At 35.7% G+C, this 21,754-nt stretch carries 20 protein-coding genes; 13 read left to right on the top strand and 7 right to left on the bottom strand.

Features of this window, described 5'->3' with window-relative positions; all coding sequences use genetic code 11:
- Positions 1–187: 187 nt before the first annotated feature.
- From gyrA to dnaA, 6 genes are all read right to left on the bottom strand, one after another.
- Complete coding sequence (gene gyrA / locus KI369_RS00790; protein WP_016085333.1) at positions 188–2,659, bottom strand: DNA gyrase subunit A; 2,472 nt, start codon at positions 2,657–2,659, stop codon at positions 188–190.
- Positions 2,660–2,747: 88 nt separating this feature from the next.
- Positions 2,748–4,670 (bottom strand): DNA topoisomerase (ATP-hydrolyzing) subunit B, encoded by a 1,923-nt coding sequence (gyrB, locus tag KI369_RS00785; protein ID WP_212954763.1) that lies wholly within the window; start codon positions 4,668–4,670, stop codon positions 2,748–2,750.
- A 38-nt stretch (positions 4,671–4,708) separates the two neighbouring features.
- Positions 4,709–5,836, bottom strand: a complete 1,128-nt coding sequence (gene recF, locus KI369_RS00780) for a DNA replication/repair protein RecF (RefSeq protein ID WP_144614720.1) — start codon at positions 5,834–5,836, stop codon at positions 4,709–4,711.
- A 12-nt stretch (positions 5,837–5,848) separates the two neighbouring features.
- On the bottom strand, positions 5,849–6,061 hold the full coding sequence (yaaA, locus tag KI369_RS00775; RefSeq protein WP_073519043.1) for a S4 domain-containing protein YaaA: 213 nt from the start codon (positions 6,059–6,061) through the stop codon (positions 5,849–5,851).
- Between the two features lie 127 nt (positions 6,062–6,188).
- Positions 6,189–7,328 carry a DNA polymerase III subunit beta gene (gene dnaN, locus KI369_RS00770; RefSeq protein WP_144614722.1) on the bottom strand — a complete coding sequence of 380 codons (1,140 nt, stop codon included), beginning with the start codon at positions 7,326–7,328 and terminating at the stop codon, positions 6,189–6,191.
- A gap of 178 nt (positions 7,329–7,506) precedes the next feature.
- Positions 7,507–8,847, bottom strand: coding sequence for a chromosomal replication initiator protein DnaA (dnaA, locus tag KI369_RS00765; protein ID WP_212954762.1), 1,341 nt, complete (start codon positions 8,845–8,847; stop codon positions 7,507–7,509).
- A gap of 565 nt (positions 8,848–9,412) precedes the next feature.
- Between dnaA and rpmH the strand changes: the two genes are divergently transcribed.
- The 10 genes from rpmH to spo0J all read left to right on the top strand — a co-directional run bounded on the left by rpmH (position 9,413) and on the right by spo0J (position 18,458).
- A complete protein-coding gene (rpmH, locus tag KI369_RS00760) occupies positions 9,413–9,547 on the top strand; it encodes a 50S ribosomal protein L34 (protein WP_000831901.1) in 135 nt (44 codons plus the stop codon).
- Between the two features lie 76 nt (positions 9,548–9,623).
- Positions 9,624–9,971 (top strand): ribonuclease P protein component, encoded by a 348-nt coding sequence (gene rnpA / locus KI369_RS00755; protein WP_212954761.1) that lies wholly within the window; start codon positions 9,624–9,626, stop codon positions 9,969–9,971.
- A 52-nt stretch (positions 9,972–10,023) separates the two neighbouring features.
- The gene (gene spoIIIJ / locus KI369_RS00750; protein ID WP_144614726.1) at positions 10,024–10,791 is read left to right on the top strand and encodes a YidC family membrane integrase SpoIIIJ; all 768 of its coding nucleotides are present in this window, start codon (positions 10,024–10,026) and stop codon (positions 10,789–10,791) included.
- A complete protein-coding gene (jag, locus tag KI369_RS00745) occupies positions 10,788–11,405 on the top strand; it encodes an RNA-binding cell elongation regulator Jag/EloR (RefSeq protein WP_212954760.1) in 618 nt (205 codons plus the stop codon). Before spoIIIJ ends, jag begins: the two co-directional genes overlap by 4 nt.
- A gap of 226 nt (positions 11,406–11,631) precedes the next feature.
- Complete coding sequence (gene mnmE / locus KI369_RS00740) at positions 11,632–13,008, top strand: tRNA uridine-5-carboxymethylaminomethyl(34) synthesis GTPase MnmE (protein ID WP_212954759.1); 1,377 nt, start codon at positions 11,632–11,634, stop codon at positions 13,006–13,008.
- Between the two features lie 46 nt (positions 13,009–13,054).
- The gene (mnmG, locus tag KI369_RS00735; RefSeq protein ID WP_212954758.1) at positions 13,055–14,944 is read left to right on the top strand and encodes a tRNA uridine-5-carboxymethylaminomethyl(34) synthesis enzyme MnmG; all 1,890 of its coding nucleotides are present in this window, start codon (positions 13,055–13,057) and stop codon (positions 14,942–14,944) included.
- A gap of 21 nt (positions 14,945–14,965) precedes the next feature.
- Entirely contained in the window at positions 14,966–15,685 is a 720-nt protein-coding gene (gene rsmG, locus KI369_RS00730) for a 16S rRNA (guanine(527)-N(7))-methyltransferase RsmG (protein ID WP_046197925.1), read from the top strand.
- A gap of 105 nt (positions 15,686–15,790) precedes the next feature.
- Complete coding sequence (gene noc / locus KI369_RS00725; RefSeq protein ID WP_000799026.1) at positions 15,791–16,663, top strand: nucleoid occlusion protein; 873 nt, start codon at positions 15,791–15,793, stop codon at positions 16,661–16,663.
- 189 nt (positions 16,664–16,852) lie between these two features.
- Complete coding sequence (gene soj, locus KI369_RS00720; RefSeq protein ID WP_212954757.1) at positions 16,853–17,614, top strand: ParA family protein; 762 nt, start codon at positions 16,853–16,855, stop codon at positions 17,612–17,614.
- A complete protein-coding gene (spo0J, locus tag KI369_RS00715) occupies positions 17,607–18,458 on the top strand; it encodes a ParB/RepB/Spo0J family partition protein (protein ID WP_212954756.1) in 852 nt (283 codons plus the stop codon). Before soj ends, spo0J begins: the two co-directional genes overlap by 8 nt.
- Before the next feature lie 20 nt (positions 18,459–18,478).
- Here the strand turns inward: spo0J and yyaC are convergent, their stop codons facing one another.
- The gene (gene yyaC / locus KI369_RS00710) at positions 18,479–19,075 is read right to left on the bottom strand and encodes a spore protease YyaC (protein ID WP_212954755.1); all 597 of its coding nucleotides are present in this window, start codon (positions 19,073–19,075) and stop codon (positions 18,479–18,481) included.
- 259 nt (positions 19,076–19,334) lie between these two features.
- Between yyaC and KI369_RS00705 the strand changes: the two genes are divergently transcribed.
- The 3 genes from KI369_RS00705 (at position 19,335) to ychF (ending at position 21,650) form a co-directional block, all read left to right on the top strand.
- Positions 19,335–20,216: a mechanosensitive ion channel family protein gene (locus tag KI369_RS00705; RefSeq protein ID WP_212954754.1), complete on the top strand. Its 882-nt coding sequence runs from the start codon at positions 19,335–19,337 to the stop codon at positions 20,214–20,216.
- A 20-nt stretch (positions 20,217–20,236) separates the two neighbouring features.
- Positions 20,237–20,434 carry a DUF951 domain-containing protein gene (locus KI369_RS00700; RefSeq protein ID WP_000436051.1) on the top strand — a complete coding sequence of 66 codons (198 nt, stop codon included), beginning with the start codon at positions 20,237–20,239 and terminating at the stop codon, positions 20,432–20,434.
- Positions 20,435–20,549: 115 nt separating this feature from the next.
- Entirely contained in the window at positions 20,550–21,650 is a 1,101-nt protein-coding gene (gene ychF, locus KI369_RS00695; RefSeq protein ID WP_087959073.1) for a redox-regulated ATPase YchF, read from the top strand.
- The last annotated feature ends 104 nt before the right edge of the window (positions 21,651–21,754 follow it).

Genomic DNA, 21,754 nt, shown 5'->3' with positions numbered 1-21,754 from the left:
TTTAGTTTTCAAAGTTCAATATCGCGTTTCAGCGACTTTTATAATATATCATAGTATATTATTTTCGTCAACAAGTTTTTTAAGATAACTTGTATCCCTCATTTGCTGACTCTGCCTATTATATAGGCTTTCTCTTTTCTATGCAAGTATTATTATAAAAAAATAAAGAGGGGAGAAATCCCCCCTCTTATTCTTCTGAAGAAACCTCTTCGCTCGTTTCTTCCTCATCATCTTTTTGTGCTTTTGCTACCGTCGCTACCTCTTGCTCATCCTCTAATCGAATTAGACGAACACCTTGTGTATTACGTCCCATTTGAGAGATTTGATCAACTGGCATACGAATAATAACACCCGCTGCCGTAATTAACATAATATCTTCTTCACCTGTTACAGATTTAACAGCTACTAATTTACCGTTTTTATCTGTAATATTACAAGTCTTCAGACCTTTACCACCACGGCTTTGTAGACGGTATTCATCGATTGGTGTACGCTTTCCATAACCATTTTTCGTTACAATTAGAACATTTACATCCTCTTCGACAATTTCCATACCTACAACTTGATCTTCATCACCTAATGTAATTGCTTTTACACCAGCCGCGTTACGTCCCATAGAACGCACATCTTGCTCGTTAAAGCGAATTAACATACCATTGCTTGTTCCTACAATAATATCCTTATCACCAGATGTTAAACGTACAGATATTACTTCATCCTCTTCACGAAGAGAGATTGCAATTAAACCATTCGTGCGTATATTCGCAAATGATGAAAGTGGCGTTCTCTTAGAAATGCCTTGTTTTGTTGTGAAGAATAAGAATTCATCGTCACCAAATTCACGAATTGGAATAATGGCATTAATCCATTCACCCTTATCTACACCTAATAAGTTAATAATAGGTATACCTTTTGCTGTACGACTATATTCTGGGATTTCATATCCTTTCGTACGGTATACTTTCCCCTTATTAGTAAAGAATAAAATGTGATCATGCGTAGAAGTAGTTAATAAATGCTCTACGAAATCATCATCATTTGTTCCCATTCCTTGCACACCACGTCCACCACGGTTCTGTGTTTTGTAAGTGGAAGCTGGTAACCTCTTAATATAACCATTATGAGTTAACGTAATAGCGATGTTTTGCTCTGGAATTAAATCCTCATCTTCAATAAATTCCATGCCACCAATTGTAATTTCTGTTCGTCTCTTATCATTGAAGCGCTCTTTTACTTCCGTTAATTCTTCACGGATAATCTCAAGAACTTTCTCTTCATCTGCTAAGATTGCTTTTAATTCAGCTATTAACTTCATTAAGTCTTGATATTCTTGCTCAATTTTTTCACGTTCTAATCCTGTTAAACGTTGCAGACGCATATCTAAAATTGCTTGTGCTTGTTTCTCACTTAAACCGAAGCGTTCCATTAAGCCTTGCTTTGCGATATCTGCTGTTTTCGAACTACGAATTAACGTAATAACTTCATCGAGATGATCTAGGGCAATTCTTAATCCTTCTAAAATGTGAGCACGTGCCTCTGCTTTTTCTAATTCATAAGCAGTACGTCGACGAATTACTACCTTTTGATGCTCCAAGTAATGATATAAATTTTGTTTTAAATTCAATACTTGTGGCTCTCCATTTACAAGAGACAACATATTAATACCAAAACTTGTTTGAAGTGCTGTATGTTTATATAGATTATTTAATAGTACATTGGCATTGGCATCACGGCGTACTTCCATAACAATACGCATACCGTTTCGATCTGATTCATCACGTAAATCCGTAATACCTTCAATTTTCTTGTCACGAACTAATTCTGCAATTTTTTCAATTAATCGCGCCTTATTCACTTGATAAGGTAGTTCCGTTACGAGAATAGATTGTTTACCATTTGACTTCTCCTCAATTTCAACTTTAGCTCGAAGCATAATAGAGCCTCTACCTGTTTCATAAGCTCTTCGAATACCACTTCGTCCCAAAATTAAACCTGCTGTTGGAAAATCGGGTCCTGGAATAAACTCCATTAATTCCGCAATAGTAATGTCAGGATTATGACTTAACGCCAATACACCATCAATGACTTCACCGAGTTGATGCGGTGGAATATTTGTTGCCATACCAACCGCAATACCTGTCGTACCATTCACTAATAAATTAGGGAAACGCGCTGGCAATACAATTGGCTCTCTTTCAGAACCATCATAGTTATCTTGATAATCAATCGTATTTTTTGAAATATCACGTATTAATTCCATAGAAATCTTAGACATTCTTGCTTCCGTATAACGCATTGCTGCTGCTGAATCACCATCAACAGAACCAAAGTTACCATGCCCATCAACAAGCATATAACGTTGACTGAAGTCTTGCGCCATACGTACCATCGTCTCGTAAACAGCTGAATCACCGTGAGGGTGATACTTACCGATTACTTCACCGACAATACGCGCTGATTTCTTATACGCTTTATCAGCTGTAATTCCTAAATCATTCATCGCATATAAAACCCTACGATGCACAGGCTTTAATCCATCACGAACATCTGGTAATGCACGAGATACGATAACACTCATTGCGTAATCTAAAAATGAGGTACGCATTTCATGACTAATATTAATTTCTCGAATTCGTGCTTGTTGTTGATTGTCTGACATCAACGAGCACCTCCTCTTACATTTCCGTTACACATACATTGATTTATATGTAGAAGACAGGAATACTTAGATTCCTGTCATTACCCATTTAAATATCAAGGTTTTTCACGTATTTTGCATTTTCTTGGATAAAGTTACGACGTGGCTCAACTTTATCTCCCATTAAAATTTCAAATGTTTCATCCGCTTCAATTGCATCTTGAAGGGAAACTTGAAGTAATGAACGTACTTCTGGGTCCATTGTCGTCTCCCAAAGCTGAGTTGGATTCATTTCCCCTAGACCTTTATAACGCTGAATCCCCGGCTTAGGTTGAGCTGGTAATTCCGCTAAGATGTTTTCAAGCTCCTTATCGTTGTAAGCATATTGAATTTTTTTACCTTGTTGTATTTTAAACAACGGTGGCTGTGCAATATAGATATAACCACACTCAATTATTTGACGCATATAACGATAGAAGAACGTTAATAATAGGGTACGAATATGTGCACCATCAACATCGGCATCGGTCATAATAATAACTTTATGATAGCGTGCTTTTTCAATATCGAAGTCTCCACCGATATTTGTACCGATCGCCGTAATAATTGTACGAACTTCATCATTTGATAAAATCTTATCTAAGCGTGCCTTTTCAACATTAATAATTTTACCCTTCAGCGGTAAAATTGCTTGGAAATGACGATCGCGCCCTTGTTTTGCAGATCCACCGGCAGAGTCACCCTCTACGATATAAATTTCACTAATTGCTGGATCTTTAGAAGAACAGTCTGCCAATTTCCCTGGTAAACTTGAAACTTCTAAAGCACTCTTTCGGCGAGTTAACTCACGAGCCTTTTTAGCTGCTACACGCGCACGCGCTGCCATCGTCCCTTTATCTATAATTTTACGTGCAACATTGGGATTTTCCAGCAAGAACTTTTCAAATGCTTCTGAGAATACTGACTCTGTGATTGTTCTTGCTTCACTATTTCCAAGTTTCGTCTTCGTTTGTCCTTCGAATTGTGGATTCGGATGTTTAATTGACACAATTGCTGTTAAACCTTCACGAACATCTTCACCAGTTAAATTACTATCCGCATCTTTTAAAATATTATTTTTACGACCATAATCGTTGATCACACGAGTTAAGGCTGTTTTAAATCCTACCTCATGTGTACCACCTTCATACGTATGGATATTATTTGTAAACGAGTAAATATGATTTGTATATCCTTCGTTATATTGAAGTGCAACCTCAACTTGAATACCATCTTTTGATCCTTCTACATATACAGGTTCTTCATGGATTGGTTGTTTTGAGCGATTTAAATGCTCAACATATGATTTAATTCCACCTTCATAATGGAATTCTTTCTTTTGCTTATGTTCACGTTTATCTTCAATCGTTAATTTAATATTACGATTTAAAAATGCTAATTCACGCATACGAGTTGCTAACGTATCAAATTCGTATACTATTGTTTCCTGAAAAATTTCTGGATCCGGTTTAAATCGAGTTATCGTTCCCGTTTGATCTGTATCACCAATGACTTTTAAATCCGCAACCGGAATACCTCTTTCGTATTTTTGATAATGGATTTTACCTTCACGGTGTACAAATACCTCTAGTTCTGTTGATAGAGCATTTACTACAGATGCCCCAACACCATGTAAACCACCAGAAACTTTATAACCGCCACCGCCAAACTTACCACCAGCATGAAGAACGGTCATAATAACTTCTACAGCAGGACGTCCCATTTTTTCTTGTATCCCAACTGGAATACCACGTCCATTATCCGTTACACGAATACTATTGTCTTCTTCGATACTAACGTTAATTTCATCACAATACCCCGCAAGTGCTTCATCAATACTATTATCGACGATTTCCCACACAAGATGGTGAAGTCCTTTTCCACTTGTAGATCCAATATACATCCCAGGGCGCTTTCGAACTGCTTCTAGTCCTTCAAGTACCTGTATCTGACTTTCATCATATGAATTTTCTTCCATCTGCTTTTGTTCCATTGACACAAAGATCACCTACTTTTCCATTTAAACAGGGATTATGCCCTATCTATTTCACAATCTACCGTGCCGTTCGTTACATGAATTGTTTTCGCTTCTTTTAATGTTTCGTGTTCAATTCCGTCGACACTCGTCGTTGTCACAAATGTTTGCACTTTTCCTTGAATTGTATTTAACAGATGCGATTGACGATAATCATCCAATTCTGATAATACATCATCCAATAAAAGAATCGGATATTCTTTAACTTCTGAGTAAATCAATTCAATTTCAGCTAATTTTAGGGACAGTGCGGTTGTTCGTTGTTGCCCTTGCGAACCAAAGACTTGAACATTTTTACTATTAACGAAGAATTGTAAATCATCACGATGAGGACCAATTAAAGTCGTACCACGGAAAATTTCACGTTGTTTCACAGATTGAAAATTTTCATAGTATACTTCTTTTATTTTCGACAAATCCATTGATTCTGATACATCTACACTTGGTTTATAGACAATTTCTAATTCTTCTAATCCACGGCTTATACCGCGATGAATTGGGGCTGCCCATTCTTGTAGTAAATGCAAAAATTCAAACCGTTTTTGCAATATTTTTGTACCATGCTCAATAAGTTGAAGTGTAAATACATCCAACATCGTTTCCTCATTCTTACTATTCCCTTGCATCTTTTTCAGCAAGTGATTTCGCTGCGTGAGCACCTTTTGATATTGACTCAATTCATACAAATAGACTGGAGCTATTTGACCTAATTCCATATCTAAAAAGCGTCTTCTTACTTGAGGGCTTCCTTTTACAAGATTTAAATCTTCTGGGGCAAACATGACAACATTCATCACGCCAATATATTGACTCAATTTTTGTTGTTCAAGTTGATTTAATTTTGCCTTTTTACCTTTTTTCGAAATATTTAATTCCAAAGACAAAGAACTATTTCTCTTTTGTAATTTCCCTTTAATTTGACCGAAATCTTCATCCCAACGGATAAGTTCGCGATCATTAGAGGTTCTATGAGATTTCGCCATCGCTAAAACATAAATAGCTTCCATCAAATTCGTTTTCCCTTGTGCGTTTTCACCGATAATGACATTCACTTTATCTTCAAAGGAAAGCTCTAACTTTTCATAATTGCGATAGTTTTTTAATTGTATTTCTGAAATAAACAAAGGGCTCCCCCTTTATGCCTGAACTTGGAAACTTCCGCTTCCCGGTATTTCAATAATATCGTTCGCATATAATTTGCGACCTCTTCTATTTTCAAGTTCTTGATTCACGTACACTTCATATTCTTGTAAAAACCATTTTACAGCGCCACCTGTATCGATTATATCGGCTAACTTTAAAAATTGTCCTAGTGTAATATACTCTGTTGAAATTTTAATACGTTTCATAAAATCGCTCACTTTCTGAAAGTGTTCATTCTTTCATTGTACTAAATAAACTAACATTAGGAAAGTAATACCCAAAAATCAAATAAGGGCTACTAGCATCTGAAAACTAGCAACCCTTATTTCTTACTTAGTAAGTACGAACCGGTAAAATTAATTGAATAATGGACTCATCATTTACTGTACGAATTAAGAATGGTCTCATTGCTCCAGTAAAGCTAATTTTAATTTCAGTACTATCTAAGGCTTTTAGTGCATCCATCATATATTTTGCACTAAAAGATATTTTTAACTCTTCCCCATCTACTTTTTCACATTGAACTTCTTCTACTACTTTCCCGATTTCTGGTGAATTCGAAGAAATTTCTAGCATTTCTTGTTCTAAAGTTGATAATTTCACAACATTGTTACGACCATCTCTTGCTAATAGAGATGCACGATCAATTGCTTGTAAAAATTCTTTTGTATTTACAAAAATATCAGTTTTACTCTCCGCTGGAATCAAACGAGTTGTATCAGGATAATTTCCTTCTAACAATCTTGAGAAGAATAATAAATGTTTTGTACGGAATAATACTTGATACTCCGTAATAACGATATCTACCATTTCTTCAGACTCATCTAGAATTTTGCTTAATTCATTTAAGCTTTTACCAGGAATAACAACATTCGCTTGGAATTCATCTGCGATTCCTTCGATTTTTGCTTTTCGAAGAGCTAATCTGTGACTATCTGTAGCAATGCAAGTTAATTCGCTGTTATATACTTTCCAGTTTACACCTGTCAAGATCGGTCTTGTTTCAGAAGTGGAAACTGCAAATACAGTTTGCCTAATCATATGTTTAAGTAAATCCGTTGGAATCTTAAAAACATGATGTTCTTCAATTTGTGGTAACAATGGATATTCAGCAGAATCTAAACCATTTAAATTAAACTCTGATTTCCCAGAAGTTATTTTTGTCATAAAATGATTTTCTACAGAAATTTCAACAGTCTCTTTAGGTAATTTTTTTACAATTTCACTAAAATATTTTGCTTGTAAAACAATACTTCCTGATTGTGCTACTTCCACAATTTCTTTTCCATCTTCTTCAACTGGGATAAAAGATTCGATAGAAATATCAGCATCGCTTCCTGTTAACGTAACTCCTTCTTCCGTAGCTACCACTTTAATTCCTGTAAGGATCGGAATTGTTGTACGAGAAGAAACAGCCTTCATTACATCTTGCACACTTCTTACAAGATAGTCTTTTTGTATTGTAAAACGCATAAAGAAAAACCTCCGGTAAGTATAAGATTTTATTTAATTAATAAAGATAAAAAATAGTAGTAATAGTAATAGGGCTTGTGGATATGTGGATAACCCCGTTAAAGGATGTAAAAACAGTCTATCTACATGTGGATAGACTGTGCGTAAAACAAGGGAAGTTATTCACACTATTCAGCTACTACTTTAAAATATCGTTAATTTCTTCAACTTGCTTTTGTAATTGCGTATCCGTTTTAAGCAGCTTAGAAATTTTTTCATGGGCATGGATAACTGTTGTATGATCACGTCCACCAAATTCTTCACCTATTTTAGGTAAGGAGGAATCCGTAAGTTCGCGTGATAAATACATTGCAATTTGGCGAGGGAAGGCAACTGATTTTGTTCGCTTTTTCGCCTTGAAATCTTCTAATTTTATTTGATAAACATCCCCGACAGCCTTTTGAATATCATAAATAGAAATAATTTTTGGTTTAGAGTTTGGAATAATATCTTTAAGTGCTTCAGCTGCTAAATCAGCATTAATATCTTTGTTAATTAAAGATGAATAAGCTACGACTCGGATGAGTGCACCTTCTAGTTCACGAATGTTTGAATCAATTTGATTTGCAATATAAAGCATAACCTCATTTGGTATATCGAGTCCTTCGGCCTTTGCTTTTTTACGTAAAATTGCAATTCGTGTTTCTAAATCTGGTGGCGTAATATCCGTAATGAGTCCCCATTCAAAGCGAGAACGAAGACGATCTTCTAAAGTTGGAATTTCTTTTGGTGGCCGATCACTTGAAATTACAATTTGTTTACTTTCTTCGTGTAATGCATTGAATGTATGGAAAAACTCTTCTTGAGTTTGTTCTTTTCCTGCTAGAAATTGAATATCATCTATCAATAAAACATCTACATTACGGTATTTATTTCGAAAATCGACCGCTTTATTATCACGAATAGAATTAATGAATTCATTTGTAAATTTTTCAGATGATAAATATACAACCTTCGCGTTTGGGTTATGTTCAATTACATAATGACCAATTGCATGCATTAAATGGGTCTTTCCAAGTCCAACTCCCCCGTAAATAAAGAGGGGATTATATGCTTTAGCTGGCGCTTCGGCTACGGCCAATGAAGCAGCGTGAGCAAAACGGTTACCAGAGCCAATAACAAATGTGTCAAACGTATATTTTGGATTTAACATACTCTGTGGTAAATGATTAGAATCATCTTGTGCTGAATTTGGTTTAGTAGGAGGAAGATCAATCTCCTCTTCAGCTTGACTTTGGGGAATAATAAATCGAATAGCTAATTTTGCCCCTGTTAAATCATAAAGTGTTTCCGAAATTAGCTCTGAATAATGAGATTCTAACCAATCACGAGCGAATTCATTTGGAGCTGTAATTGTTAATACGTCTTTCTTTAAATTATGTGCGGTTGTTGATTTCAACCATGTTTCATAACTTGGTTTACTGACCTTTTTTTCTAGTTCTTTTAAGGCGCTGTTCCATAAATCAGAGATGTTTTCCAAAGGTGTCCCTCCTTTACTAAGATGGTAAAAGAATAAGGTTGCGCAACAAATGTACAACCTAAATAAATATAAAATGTATATTTATACGAAACGTATTTTAAAACCTAAAAACGTCGTTTGTATATGAGATAGGGTTTTCGACAAAAAAAGCAAATGTGGATAATCATTTACCCACATGTGATTAAAACTGTCCACATGTTATACACAAATTGTGGATAAGATAAAGATGTGGAAAACTTATTCAAAGTGAAAACACAACTATAATATCAAAAAAAAGTAGCTATAGCAATGAAATTAAGAAAGTTATCCACAAAATCAATACCTTGTGGAATAAACTTGTCCACAACACGATATACTGTGTAAAAGTGCAAAAAGAGTTTGTGGATATAAAAAACAAGAAAAAACATTTATCCACAAGGAAATATAGGTTCTGTGAAAAAGTATGTGAATAGGTTCAAAATGAATATTTGATGAAAATTTCGAGAACCATTGACATTTTCCTAGTTGATTAACTATAATTTATAGGACTGTCTTTAACAGATATTCCTCAGGGAGGTGTCATATAATGAAAAGAACTTACCAACCAAATAAACGTAAGCGCAGCAAAGTACATGGTTTCCGCAGCCGTATGAGCACAGCGAACGGACGTAAAGTGCTAGCAGCTCGTCGTCGTAAAGGAAGAAAAGTATTATCTGCGTAGACCACTGATCGTTCAGTGGTCTTTTTTTCTAATAATAGTGAATTTCCGCTGATGAACTACAGGAGTGTCAATTGATATGAAGAAAAAACATCGTATAAAAAAGAATGATGAATTCCAGACGGTTTTTCAAAAAGGAAAATCGAATGCTAATCGTCAGCTTGTTGTCTATCAACTAGATAAGGCAGAGCAGCCAAACTTTCGTATTGGTCTTTCTGTCAGCAAGAAAATAGGAAATGCAGTAGTGCGTAACCGAATTAAACGTATGATTCGCCAGTCGATCACGGAATTAAAAGATGAGATAGATTCTGGAAAAGATTTTGTTATAATAGCAAGGAAGCCTTGTGCAGAGATGACATATGAAGAATTAAAGAAAAGCTTAATTCATGTCTTTAAACGCTCTGGTATGAAAACAATAAAAAAGTAGCGTAAGGAAATGAATTACACTATATACATACCGATACAAGGAGGAGTAGGCTTTGAAAAAGAAATTAGGTTTACTAGCCATGGTTGTTGTATTAATGGCGATTACTGCTGGCTGTAGTGAAGTAAATCAGCCAATTACACCAAAAAGCACTGGAATTTGGAACGAATACTTCGTATACCCGCTTTCTCAGTTAATTACGTATTTTGCCAACTTATTTGGTAGTAATTACGGTTTAGCGATTGTTGTTACAACTCTTATTATTCGTTTTGCATTATTACCATTAATGATTAAACAAACGAAGAGTACGAAAGCAATGCAAGCGTTACAACCAGAAATGGTGAAGTTAAAAGAGAAATATAGCTCTAAAGATCAAGCAACACAGCAAAAACTACAACAAGAAATGATGCAGTTGTATCAAAAAAATGGTGTAAATCCATTAGCAGGATGTTTACCAATCTTTGTTCAGATGCCTATTTTATTCGCGTTTTACCATGCGATTATGAGAACATCAGAAATTAGTAAGCACACATTCTTATGGTTCGACTTAGGACAGGCAGATCCGTTCTATATCTTACCGGTTGTTGCGGCAATTACAACATTTATTCAGCAAAAGCTTGCAATGGCAGGAACAGCTGGTCAAAATCCGCAAATGGCAATGATGCTTTGGTTAATGCCAATCATGATCTTAGTCTTTGCAATTAACTTCCCAGCTGCATTATCACTTTACTGGGTTGTTGGTAATATCTTTGGTATCGCTCAAATGTACTTGATCAAGGGGCCAGAAATTAAGGCTAGTAAGGCAGGAGGATCAAGCAAGTGAGTGTAATTACTGCTAAAGGACAAACAGTCGAGCTGGCAGTACAAGATGCTTTAAGACAATTAAATGTTTCAAAAGACCGAGTAGATATAAATATTATCGATGAGGGTAAAAGAGGATTCCTAGGTTTATTTGGGAATCGACCTGCAGTAGTAGAAGTTGTATTGAAGAAAGATCCGATTCAAGAATGTGAAGAATATTTAAAAAATGTTATTCACGATATGGGTGTGGAAGCTGAGATTAGTAAAATTGTAAAAGGACGCGAAGTTGAATTTACAATTTCTGGCGAAAATATAGGTGTTTTGATTGGTAAAAGAGGGAACACCTTGAATTCTTTGCAGTATTTAACAAAACTTGTGGCAAATCGTAATACGAAGCAGTATATTGGTATCACACTAGATGCTGAAAATTATCGTAGTAAAAGAAAAGGTACATTAGAAGCACTTTCTTATCGATTAGCCAAACAAGTAGTAAGTACGAAAAAAAGGGTTGTATTGGAGCCTATGCCATCTTTTGAACGAAAGATTATCCACCAAGCATTATCTAATCATAAAAATATCATTACAACTTCTGAAGGAAAAGAACCACATCGACATGTTGTAATATCTTCCAAGTGACCGGTTACTCAATTGAGTACCGGTTTTTTTGAGGGGAAAATAGGTGTGGATAACTAAAAAACACTAAACTTATCCACTGTGAATAAGTTTAGTGTTTTTTACATGAGGACATAATAAAATGAGTTATTATTCTTTTGTAGATAGGTTCGTTATGGTATTCTAATAATTTAGTGAAGAAAATAATCATGTTGAAATAGAGATAAATAAGCAAGTGAGGTGAAAGGACATGGAATTTGATACAATTGCCGCGATTTCCACAGCGCTTGGAGAGGGTGCAATTGCCATTGTTCGAGTAAGTGGGGATGATGCGGTTGAAAAAGTTAATCGTATTTTTAAAGGGAAGGATTTAACAGAGGTTCCTTCTCACACAATTCATTATGGTCATATTGTTGATTTAGATACAAATCAGGTTATTGAAGAAGTGATGGTGTCTATTCTGCGTGCACCAAGGACTTTTACACGTGAAAATATAGTAGAAATTAACTGTCACGGTGGACTTGTTTCGGTAAATAAAGTATTGCAGCTTATTTTAGCGCAAGGAGTACGATTAGCGGAGCCTGGTGAATTTACGAAACGTGCTTTTTTAAATGGCCGTATTGATTTATCACAAGCAGAAGCTGTTATGGACTTAATTCGTGCAAAAACAGATCGTGCAATGAATGTAGCAATTAATCAAATGGAAGGACGATTATCTAAATTAATCGGCCGTCTACGTCAGGACATATTAGAAACGTTAGCCCATGTCGAGGTAAACATAGATTACCCAGAATATGATGATGTGGAAGAAATGACACATAATATTTTAATTGAGAAAGCTACACATGTCCGTGCTGAAATTGCAAAAATATTAGAAACATCGAAGCAAGGAAAAATTTTACGTGAAGGTATTGCTACTGCAATCATCGGTAGACCTAACGTTGGGAAGTCATCGCTATTAAATAGTCTCGTTCAGGAGAAAAAGGCAATTGTAACTGACATTGCAGGAACAACTCGTGATGTTATTGAAGAGTACGTTAGTGTGCGTGGTGTACCACTTAAACTTATAGATACAGCCGGGATTCGCGAAACAGAAGATGTTGTTGAACGAATTGGTGTAGAGCGTTCGAAAGAAATGATGAGCCAAGCAGATTTAGTGTTAGTTGTCGTTAATTATAGCGAAGCTTTAACGAATGAGGATGAAGAGCTATTCCGTGCCGTACAAGGAAAAGACTTCATTGTTATTGTAAATAAGACAGATTTACCGCAAGTAATCAATATGGAACGTGTTACAGAATTGGCAGCGGGAAATCGTGTTATTACGACATCGTTAATTGAGGAACAAGGAATAGATGAACTTGAAAAGGCGATAGCTGATTTATTCTTTGAAGGAGCAATTGATTCTGCAGATGTGACATATGTTTCTAACGCGAGACATATTGGATTATTAACACAAGCAGGAAAAACAATTGGAGATGCAATTGAGGCGATAGAAAATGGTGTTCCAATTGATATGGTGCAAATTGATTTAACAAGAACGTGGGAAATACTTGGTGAAATTACTGGTGATACCGTCCATGAAAGCTTAATTGACCAGTTGTTCTCTCAATTTTGTTTAGGAAAATAATATAGTGATGTTTTAGAAAGATAGAGATTATTAGGAGGAATAAACAATGGGATACAATGCCGGTTCATACGATGTCATAGTAATCGGTGCAGGTCATGCAGGATGCGAAGCTGGTCTTGCGGCAGCACGAATGGGCTCCAACACATTAATGTTAACAATTAATTTAGATATGGTAGCGTTTATGCCATGTAACCCTTCTGTTGGTGGACCAGCAAAAGGGATTGTTGTTCGTGAAATCGATGCATTAGGCGGAGAAATGGGACGCAACATTGATAAAACGCATATTCAAATGCGTATGTTAAATACGGGTAAAGGACCAGCTGTACGCGCACTTCGGGCACAAGCAGATAAGTTCTCTTACCAACATGAATTAAAGAAAACAATTGAAGAAACACCAAACTTAACGTTGTTCCAAGGAATGGTAGAGCGTTTAATCGTTGAAGATGGCGAATGTAAAGGGGTAATTACGCAAGCTGGTGCTGAATATACAGCAAAAACAGTTGTAATTACGACTGGAACGTTTTTACGCGGTGAGATTATTATGGGAGATTTAAAATATTCGAGCGGTCCGAATAATCAACAACCGTCTATTACCTTATCAGAACATTTAGAGGAACTTGGATTTGATCTTGTTAGATTTAAAACAGGTACACCTCCGCGTGTCAATAGTAATACAATTGATTACAGCAAAACAGAAATTCAGCCAGGTGATGATAAACCACGAGCTTTCTCTTTTGAAACGACAAAGTTTATTATGGATCAAATTCCATGTTGGTTGACGTATACAAGTACGGAAACCCATCGTTTAATAGATGAAAACCTGCATCGTTCAGCTATGTATTCTGGTATGATTAAGGGAACAGGACCTAGATATTGTCCTTCAATTGAAGACAAAGTAGTAAGGTTTAATGATAAACCACGTCATCAAATTTTCTTAGAGCCAGAAGGACGTAATACACAAGAAGTGTATGTACAAGGTTTATCCACAAGCTTACCAGAAGATGTGCAGCGTGATATGCTTAGAACAATCCCTGGTCTAGAAAACGTTGAAATGATGCGTACAGGTTATGCGATTGAATATGATGCGATTGTGCCAACACAACTATGGCCAACACTTGAAACAAAAAAGATTAAAAATTTATATACAGCAGGACAGATTAACGGAACTTCTGGTTACGAAGAGGCGGCAGGACAAGGGCTTATGGCCGGAATTAATGCAGCATGTCGTTCTTTAGGTAAAAAAGAAGTTATTTTAGGTCGCGAGGATGCTTATATTGGTGTCTTAATTGATGATCTTGTAACAAAAGGTACAAATGAACCATATCGTTTATTAACGTCTCGTGCCGAATATCGTTTATTATTACGCCATGATAATGCTGATCTTCGTTTAACTGAAGTTGGTCGTGAAATTGGATTAATTAAAGAAGAGCGCTATGAGCGATTTACAAATAAAAAATTACAAATTGAACAGGAAAAAGAACGTTTAGGCAGCATCATTATTAAGCCACGTCCTGAAGTTCAAGAATTAATTCGTAGTATTGGCGGAAGTGAATTGAAAGATGGAATACGTGCAAGTGACTTATTACGTCGTCCAGAGATGACATATGAGCATATTCATCTTTTAGTACCAAGTGAAGTAGAATTAAGTGATGAAGTGACAGAACAAGTTGAAATCCAGATTAAGTACGAGGGATATATTGAAAAATCTTTACAGCAAGTAGAGCGTATGAAGAAAATGGAAAATAAAAAAATTCCTGAGGATATTGATTATGATGCGATTTCTAGTCTTGCCTCTGAAGCTAGACAGAAATTGAAAGATGTTCGTCCGCTATCAATGGGGCAGGCTTCACGTATTTCTGGTGTAAATCCAGCGGATATTTCCATTTTACTTGTGTATATCGAACAAGGAAAAATTGCGCGAGTATCGAACCAATAAATAGTAAGGAGATATTGTTAGATGAACATAGAACAATTTCAATCTATGCTAGAAGAGAAGGGTATTACCCTCTCTTCTAGACAGTTAGAGCAGTTCGAAATCTACTTCGAAACATTAGTAGAGTGGAATGAAAAAATGAACTTAACGGCTATTACGGAGAAAGAGGAAGTATATTTAAAACACTTTTTTGATTCCATTACAGCTGCTTTTTATTATGATTTTTCAAAACCATTCTCAATTTGTGATGTTGGTGCAGGAGCTGGATTCCCAAGCATTCCTTTAAAAATCTGTTTCCCGCACTTAAAAGTGACAATTGTAGACTCATTGCAAAAACGTATTAATTTCTTAAATCATTTAGCACAAAAGTTGGAATTAAGTGACGTTGCGTTTTGTCATGATCGTGCTGAAACATTTGGGAAAAAAGAAGGTGTACGTGAATCGTACGATATTGTAATGGCACGGGCGGTTGCGCGTCTTTCAGTATTAAGTGAGCTATGTTTACCACTTGTAAAAGTTGGAGGAACATTCATTGCAATGAAAGGTGCCGCGGCAAACGAAGAAATTGAAAATGGCAAGTATGCTTTAGAGGTGCTAGGCGGGAATTTAAAAGAAATGTCTACGTTCCAATTACCGTTTGAAGAAAGTGAACGTAATATTTTATTAATCGAGAAAAAGCGCAAGACACCAAAGAAATATCCACGCAAACCGGGAACACCCAATAAATTACCTATTGAAAAATAAATCTTATTAGACGTAAGATTAAATTATATAAATGAAAACGTAAATGTTTCATAGGAAACATTTTATGGAGAATAGTCAATAGGCCTAAAAGGTGGTGGAATATGTATGAAAAATACGTTTTCTCGTTTATTTGGCTTTGGAGATAAAGAGAGCGAATTCGAATTACAAGACGAAAGCCATGAAGAAATAGATAAAAAGGTATATGAAGAAATACAAGAAATTCCGATAGTAAATATTACCCCTAACCGTTATCAACCACGAACAGTTTTTGATGATGCGCGTATTGAGGAGCTAGCATTAACGATTCGTACACATGGACTTATTCAGCCAATTGTTGTGAGACAATATGAGGATGATAAGTACGAGATTATTGCTGGGGAAAGACGTTTCCGTGCAGCAACAAAGTTAGGGTGGGAAAAGGTTCCTGCGATTATAAAGAACTTAAATGATACAGAGACAGCTTCTGTGGCTTTAATTGAAAACTTGCAACGTGAGGAACTAACAGCAATCGAGGAAGCTGTGGCATATCAAAAGCTAATTGAGTTACATAATTTAACACAAGAAGCATTGGCACAACGACTTGGAAAAGGACAATCTACAATCGCAAATAAGTTGCGATTGTTAAAGTTGCCTGAAGAAATAAAAAGTGCGTTATTAGAAAAAAGCATTACAGAACGCCATGCCCGCGCACTCATTCCTTTAAAGAATGAAGAATTACAACTGAAGGTTTTACAGGAAATTGTAGAGAAACAACTGAATGTAAAGCAAACAGAGGAACGAATTGCGAAATTACTAGAGGAAGCAAAACCGAAGCGTAAGGCAAAGCAAAAAGCAGTAAGTCGAGATACGAGAATTGCCATGAATACAATTAGGCAGTCATTACAAATGGTTGCTGACAGTGGTTTAAATGTTAATTCTGAGGAAGAAGAATTTGATGAGTACTATCAAATTACAATTAAAATTCCGAAGAAAAAATAATAATGGTGTGTTAGAGACCTTATCCTATTGGATAGGTCTCTTTTACTATATTTTCTTGTTAGATGAAGAAGGAGTTTAGAAATAAATTTTGAAGTTTAATAAGGACGTAAAAGAAAAACTTTTATTTCATGTTACAATAAACGTAATTGTTACTAGAATAAGATAGAAAGGTTGAAAGTAGGTGACATCATGGGAAAAATCATTGCTATTGCCAATCAAAAAGGTGGCGTTGGGAAAACAACAACATCCGTTAATTTAGGGGCTGGATTGGCACAAGTAGGTAAAAAGGTCCTTCTTGTAGATATTGACGCTCAAGGAAATGCAACGACTGGTGTGGGAATTGAAAAAGCCGAATTAGATCAATGTATTTACAATGTTCTCGTGGAAGATGCAGATGTTCAAGGGGTTATACGTAAAACCGCAACTGAAAACTTAGATGTTCTACCCGCTACAATTCAATTGGCAGGTGCTGAAATTGAATTGGTACCGACTATTTCCCGGGAAGTACGTTTACAAAGGGCATTACAGCCAGTTCGTGATGAATATGACTATATTATTATCGACTGTCCCCCGTCCTTAGGGTTATTAACGATTAATGCATTGACCGCAGCAGATTCTGTTATTATTCCTGTTCAATGCGAATATTACGCACTAGAAGGATTAAGTCAGCTATTAAATACCGTTCGACTTGTGCAAAAGCACTTAAATAAAAATCTAGCAATTCAAGGTGTATTGCTAACAATGTTGGATGCCCGTACAAATTTAGGGATTCAGGTTATAGATGAAGTGAAAAAATACTTTAGGGATAAAGTATACCGTTCGATTATTCCTCGTAATGTTCGTTTAAGTGAAGCGCCAAGTCATGGGAAACCAATTATGCAGTATGACGCTAAATCAAGAGGGGCAGAAGTATATATAGATTTAGCAGAGGAAGTGATTGCAGGTGGCTAAAGGATTAGGAAGAGGAATCAATGTGTTTTTTCCTGATTTAGATGTGAAAGAAGAAGAGACAATTCAGGAGATTACGATAACTGAATTAAGACCGAATCCATATCAACCACGTAAACACTTTAATAAAGAGGCAATTCAAGAATTATCGGCTTCTATTAAAGAACACGGCATATTGCAACCGTTAATTGCTAGAAAGAGTATTAAAGGATATGAAATTGTTGCAGGTGAAAGAAGATATCGTGCTGCCAAAGAGGCGGGGCTCGAAAAGGTACCAGCTGTTGTAAGACAATTAAATGAACAGCAAATGATGGAGTTTGCATTGCTTGAAAACTTACAACGAGAAGATTTAAATCCAATGGAAGAAGCAATGGCATATCAAATGTTAATGAATGAGCTAAATGTAACACAAGAACAATTAGCAAAACGTCTTGGTAAGAGCAGACCTTACATTGCAAATTATACGCGGTTATTAAGCCTCCCTTCTTTTGTGCAAGATATGATTGCAAATGGTCAACTTTCAATGGCTCATGGGAGAACTTTGCTTACAATAAAAGATGAAGAACAATTGAAATCTTTATTAAAACGAATTGAAAAAGAAGGATTAAACGTTCGTCAGTTAGAGAAAATTGTTCAGGAGATTAACCAACGCGTTTCACGTGAAACAAAACAAGTGAAAAAAGAGAGAAACATATTTTTTGTAGAACGCGAAACGTTCCTAAGGGAAAAGTTTGGCACAGATGTGAAAATTAAAGAAACGAAAAAAGAAAAAGGTAAAATCGAAATTGAATTTTTTAATAAAGAAGATTTAAATCGTATTTTAGAATTATTAGCAGAGAAAAACTAAAAAGCAAACCATCTTATTATTTATAGATGGTTTGCTTTTTTTAATACAGATAATTTTTGGTCTGTTTCTTTTATACTTTGTGCAATTACATCAGCCATTTTCATGACTAAACTTAATCTTGTATTTTGTAGGACGAAAAACTCCATAAACCCGTTTAGGTTTACGATGCCATGAATATGTAAATCACCAACTGCAGGTAATTTCTTGTTCATCGCAGCTCCAGGTTTACTAGGCCCCATTCCGGTAGTGATGGAACCGATACTTTGAGACTTTCCTAAACAGGCATCAACCGCAATTATAAATGAAGTAGGATTATCTTTCTGTATATTCTGAATTTTTTCTTCTAAATTTAACGCATGTACTGGTTCATCTAGTGTGCCGAACACTTGGAAGTTTGTAATTCCTACTTGTTCCAGTTTTGTACCAACTAATGGACCGAGTGCATCACCTGTAGAACGATCTGTTCCGATACAAACGAGAATAATTGGTATATAGGTTTTAATAGGGATATGGGAAAGTAAGAAGTTACTAATTGTCTCGGAGGCTTCTAAATCTTGGTGCATAACATTTTGAGTTTCTTTTTCGAAAAAAGGTAAGCGAAAACTTCCAATATTCATGAAGCACCCATCCTTTTAATAAATTTTCAAAATATGTTATATAGTGAGTAAAATGGAAAACTATAAGTGCGTATTTGCTGTAAAACTTAAGTGAAAACGGAAATAATAGTACTAGTATATATATATTCGTTCCATTTTATACCTGTATGGAGGATAACAAATGTAATTAAAGTCATAAAATTTTTTCAGCAATTAGAAGACTTCTGATACAATAAGAAGGATAACTAAAAAGAAATTTTGGCTGGAGAGGTAGAGGTACATGGATTTATTAACAAAGTGGTTTAATGCCACGAAGCAGTATTTATTAAATGCTGATCGTTGGGCTGATATTGGAACAGCGACATTGAAAATATGTATTATTTTAATAATTGGTGCAGTTGTTGTACGAGTTGCGCGTGCAATTGTACGAAATGCGTTTCGTATGGGAAGTCGTTCACCAATTCAAATTTCAGAGCGTCGTACAGTTACAGTAGCGAAGTTACTTGAAAATATTGTGGCATACGTTGTTATGTTCATCATGCTAATTGCGATTTTAGGTGTGTTTAATATTAATGCATCTGGTTTATTAGCGGGTGCCGGGGTAATTGGTTTAGCAGTCGGATTTGGTGCTCAAAGTTTAGTGAAAGATGTCATTACAGGATTATTTATTTTGTTAGAAGATCAATTTTCAGTCGGTGACTATGTAAAAATTGGTCAGTTTGAGGGAGTCGTTTTAGAAATTGGACTTCGTACAACGAAAGTAAAGAGTTGGACAGGCGAAATTCATACTTTACCAAATGGAAGTATCATTCAAGTTACGAACTACTCAGTTAGTAATAGTGTAGCATTTGTTGATGTATCTATTTCTTATGAGGCTGACATAGCGAAAGCAGAGCAAGTCATTGAAGAGTTATTACAAGAATTACCTGCACAGTATGCGCAAATGGTAACAACGCCTCAGTTATTAGGTGTGCAAACATTGGCTGCATCAGAAGTTATATTACGTGTTATCGCGGAAGTAGAGCCGATGCAACATGCTGTTATTGCAAGAGCACTTCGTAAAGAAATTAAAAATCGTCTAGATTTACATGGGATTGAAATTCCATATCCACGTATGGTTTTATATAATCGTGAAGAATTGGTTAGTGGAAAAGCAATTTAGTATGGAGAGGGGTTCGGAGAATGGAGCAAAAGCAATATAACTTGTACGATGTTGTGGAAATGAAGAAAGCCCACCCATGTGGTGAGAATCGCTGGAAGATTATTCGTATGGGAATGGATATCCGCATTAAGTGCGAGGGATGTGACCATTCAGTAATGATTCCTCGAAGAGAATTTGATCGTAAGGTAAAAAAAATACTTGTGAAGCACGAAGAATAGAGAGAAAGTAACAGTTGCAATGGGTAGCTGTTACTTTTTTTCGTTTGGAGGAAACTTGTCATTTTTTTCGTTACTATCTATAATGATGAAAGATTGAGACATAGGAGTGAAAAATATGGGATTAACGGCTGGGATTGTTGGATTACCTAACGTAGGGAAGTCAACTTTATTTAATGCAATTACACAAGCAGGGGCAGAATCTGCAAACTATCCATTCTGTACAATTGATCCAAACGTAGGGATTGTAGAAGTACCAGATGAGCGTTTAAATAAATTAACGGAATTAGTAGAACCGAAAAAAACTGTTCCGACTGTATTTGAGTTTACTGATATTGCAGGTATCGTAAAAGGTGCTAGTAAAGGTGAAGGGTTAGGAAATAAATTCTTATCTCACATTCGCCAAGTAGATGCAATTTGCCAAGTTGTTCGTTGTTTTGAAGATGAAAATATTACACACGTTTCAGGGAAAGTAGATCCGATTGATGATATTGAAACAATCAACTTAGAGTTAATCTTAGCGGATCTAGAATCTGTTGATAAACGTATCGAACGTGTTGCGAAATTAGCAAGACAAAAAGATAAAGAAGCAGTATATGAGCATGAAATTTTAGTTCGCTTAAAAGAAGCTTTTGAAGAGGGAAAACCAGCTCGTACTGTTGAATTTACAGAAGAGCAAATGAAGATTGTTAAAGGTCTTCATTTACTTACAACGAAAGAGATGTTATACGTAGCAAACGTAAGCGAAGATGATATTATGGATCCTTCTGAAAATAAATACGTACAAATGGTAAAAGAATTTGCTGCAAATGAAAATTCTCAAGTAATCGTTGTATGTGCAAAAATCGAAGAAGAAATCGCTGAACTAGACGAGGAAGAGAAAAAAGTATTCCTTGAAGAATTAGGTATTGAAGAATCTGGTTTAGATCAATTAATTCGTGCTGCATACAATTTATTAGGACTTGCTACTTACTTCACAGCTGGTGTGCAAGAAGTGCGTGCATGGACGTTCAAACAAGGTATGAAAGCACCGCAATGTGCTGGCGTAATTCATACAGACTTCGAGCGTGGATTTATTCGTGCGGAAACAGTTTCTTACGAAGACTTAATGACAAACGGTTCTATGACAGCTGCAAAAGAAGCTGGTAAAGTTCGTTTAGAAGGAAAAGAGTATATCGTAAAAGACGGAGACGTTATGCACTTCCGCTTCAACGTTTAATTTAATATTTCCTAGGAAAAATTAAGATATAAGCTTGGCAAATATATTATGTGTTTGCCAAGTTTTTTATGTATGGGTGAGTTGATTCATCTAACTTACTATGA

Origin of the sequence: Bacillus sanguinis (assembly GCF_018332475.1) — a bacterium.
GTDB classification, from domain to species: domain Bacteria; phylum Bacillota; class Bacilli; order Bacillales; family Bacillaceae_G; genus Bacillus_A; species Bacillus_A sanguinis.
This window is presented reverse-complemented; position numbering and strand designations above follow the sequence as displayed.

What these genes read in the sequence shown, in the direction of transcription:
- rsmG (WP_046197925.1), top strand. Translation starts at nt 14,966, where the DNA reads ATGAACATAGAACAATTTCAATCTATGCTAGAAGAGAAGGGTATTACC.
- yaaA (WP_073519043.1), bottom strand. Translation starts at nt 6,061, where the DNA reads ATGAAACGTATTAAAATTTCAACAGAGTATATTACACTAGGACAATTT.
- ychF (WP_087959073.1), top strand. Translation starts at nt 20,550, where the DNA reads ATGGGATTAACGGCTGGGATTGTTGGATTACCTAACGTAGGGAAGTCA.
- dnaN (WP_144614722.1), bottom strand. Translation starts at nt 7,328, where the DNA reads ATGCGTTTTACAATACAAAAAGACTATCTTGTAAGAAGTGTGCAAGAT.
- gyrB (WP_212954763.1), bottom strand. Translation starts at nt 4,670, where the DNA reads ATGGAACAAAAGCAGATGGAAGAAAATTCATATGATGAAAGTCAGATA.
- KI369_RS00700 (WP_000436051.1), top strand. Translation starts at nt 20,237, where the DNA reads ATGGAGCAAAAGCAATATAACTTGTACGATGTTGTGGAAATGAAGAAA.
- mnmG (WP_212954758.1), top strand. Translation starts at nt 13,055, where the DNA reads ATGGGATACAATGCCGGTTCATACGATGTCATAGTAATCGGTGCAGGT.
- mnmE (WP_212954759.1), top strand. Translation starts at nt 11,632, where the DNA reads ATGGAATTTGATACAATTGCCGCGATTTCCACAGCGCTTGGAGAGGGT.
- rpmH (WP_000831901.1), top strand. Translation starts at nt 9,413, where the DNA reads ATGAAAAGAACTTACCAACCAAATAAACGTAAGCGCAGCAAAGTACAT.
- rnpA (WP_212954761.1), top strand. Translation starts at nt 9,624, where the DNA reads ATGAAGAAAAAACATCGTATAAAAAAGAATGATGAATTCCAGACGGTT.
- yyaC (WP_212954755.1), bottom strand. Translation starts at nt 19,075, where the DNA reads ATGAATATTGGAAGTTTTCGCTTACCTTTTTTCGAAAAAGAAACTCAA.
- gyrA (WP_016085333.1), bottom strand. Translation starts at nt 2,659, where the DNA reads ATGTCAGACAATCAACAACAAGCACGAATTCGAGAAATTAATATTAGT.
- soj (WP_212954757.1), top strand. Translation starts at nt 16,853, where the DNA reads ATGGGAAAAATCATTGCTATTGCCAATCAAAAAGGTGGCGTTGGGAAA.
- KI369_RS00705 (WP_212954754.1), top strand. Translation starts at nt 19,335, where the DNA reads ATGGATTTATTAACAAAGTGGTTTAATGCCACGAAGCAGTATTTATTA.
- noc (WP_000799026.1), top strand. Translation starts at nt 15,791, where the DNA reads ATGAAAAATACGTTTTCTCGTTTATTTGGCTTTGGAGATAAAGAGAGC.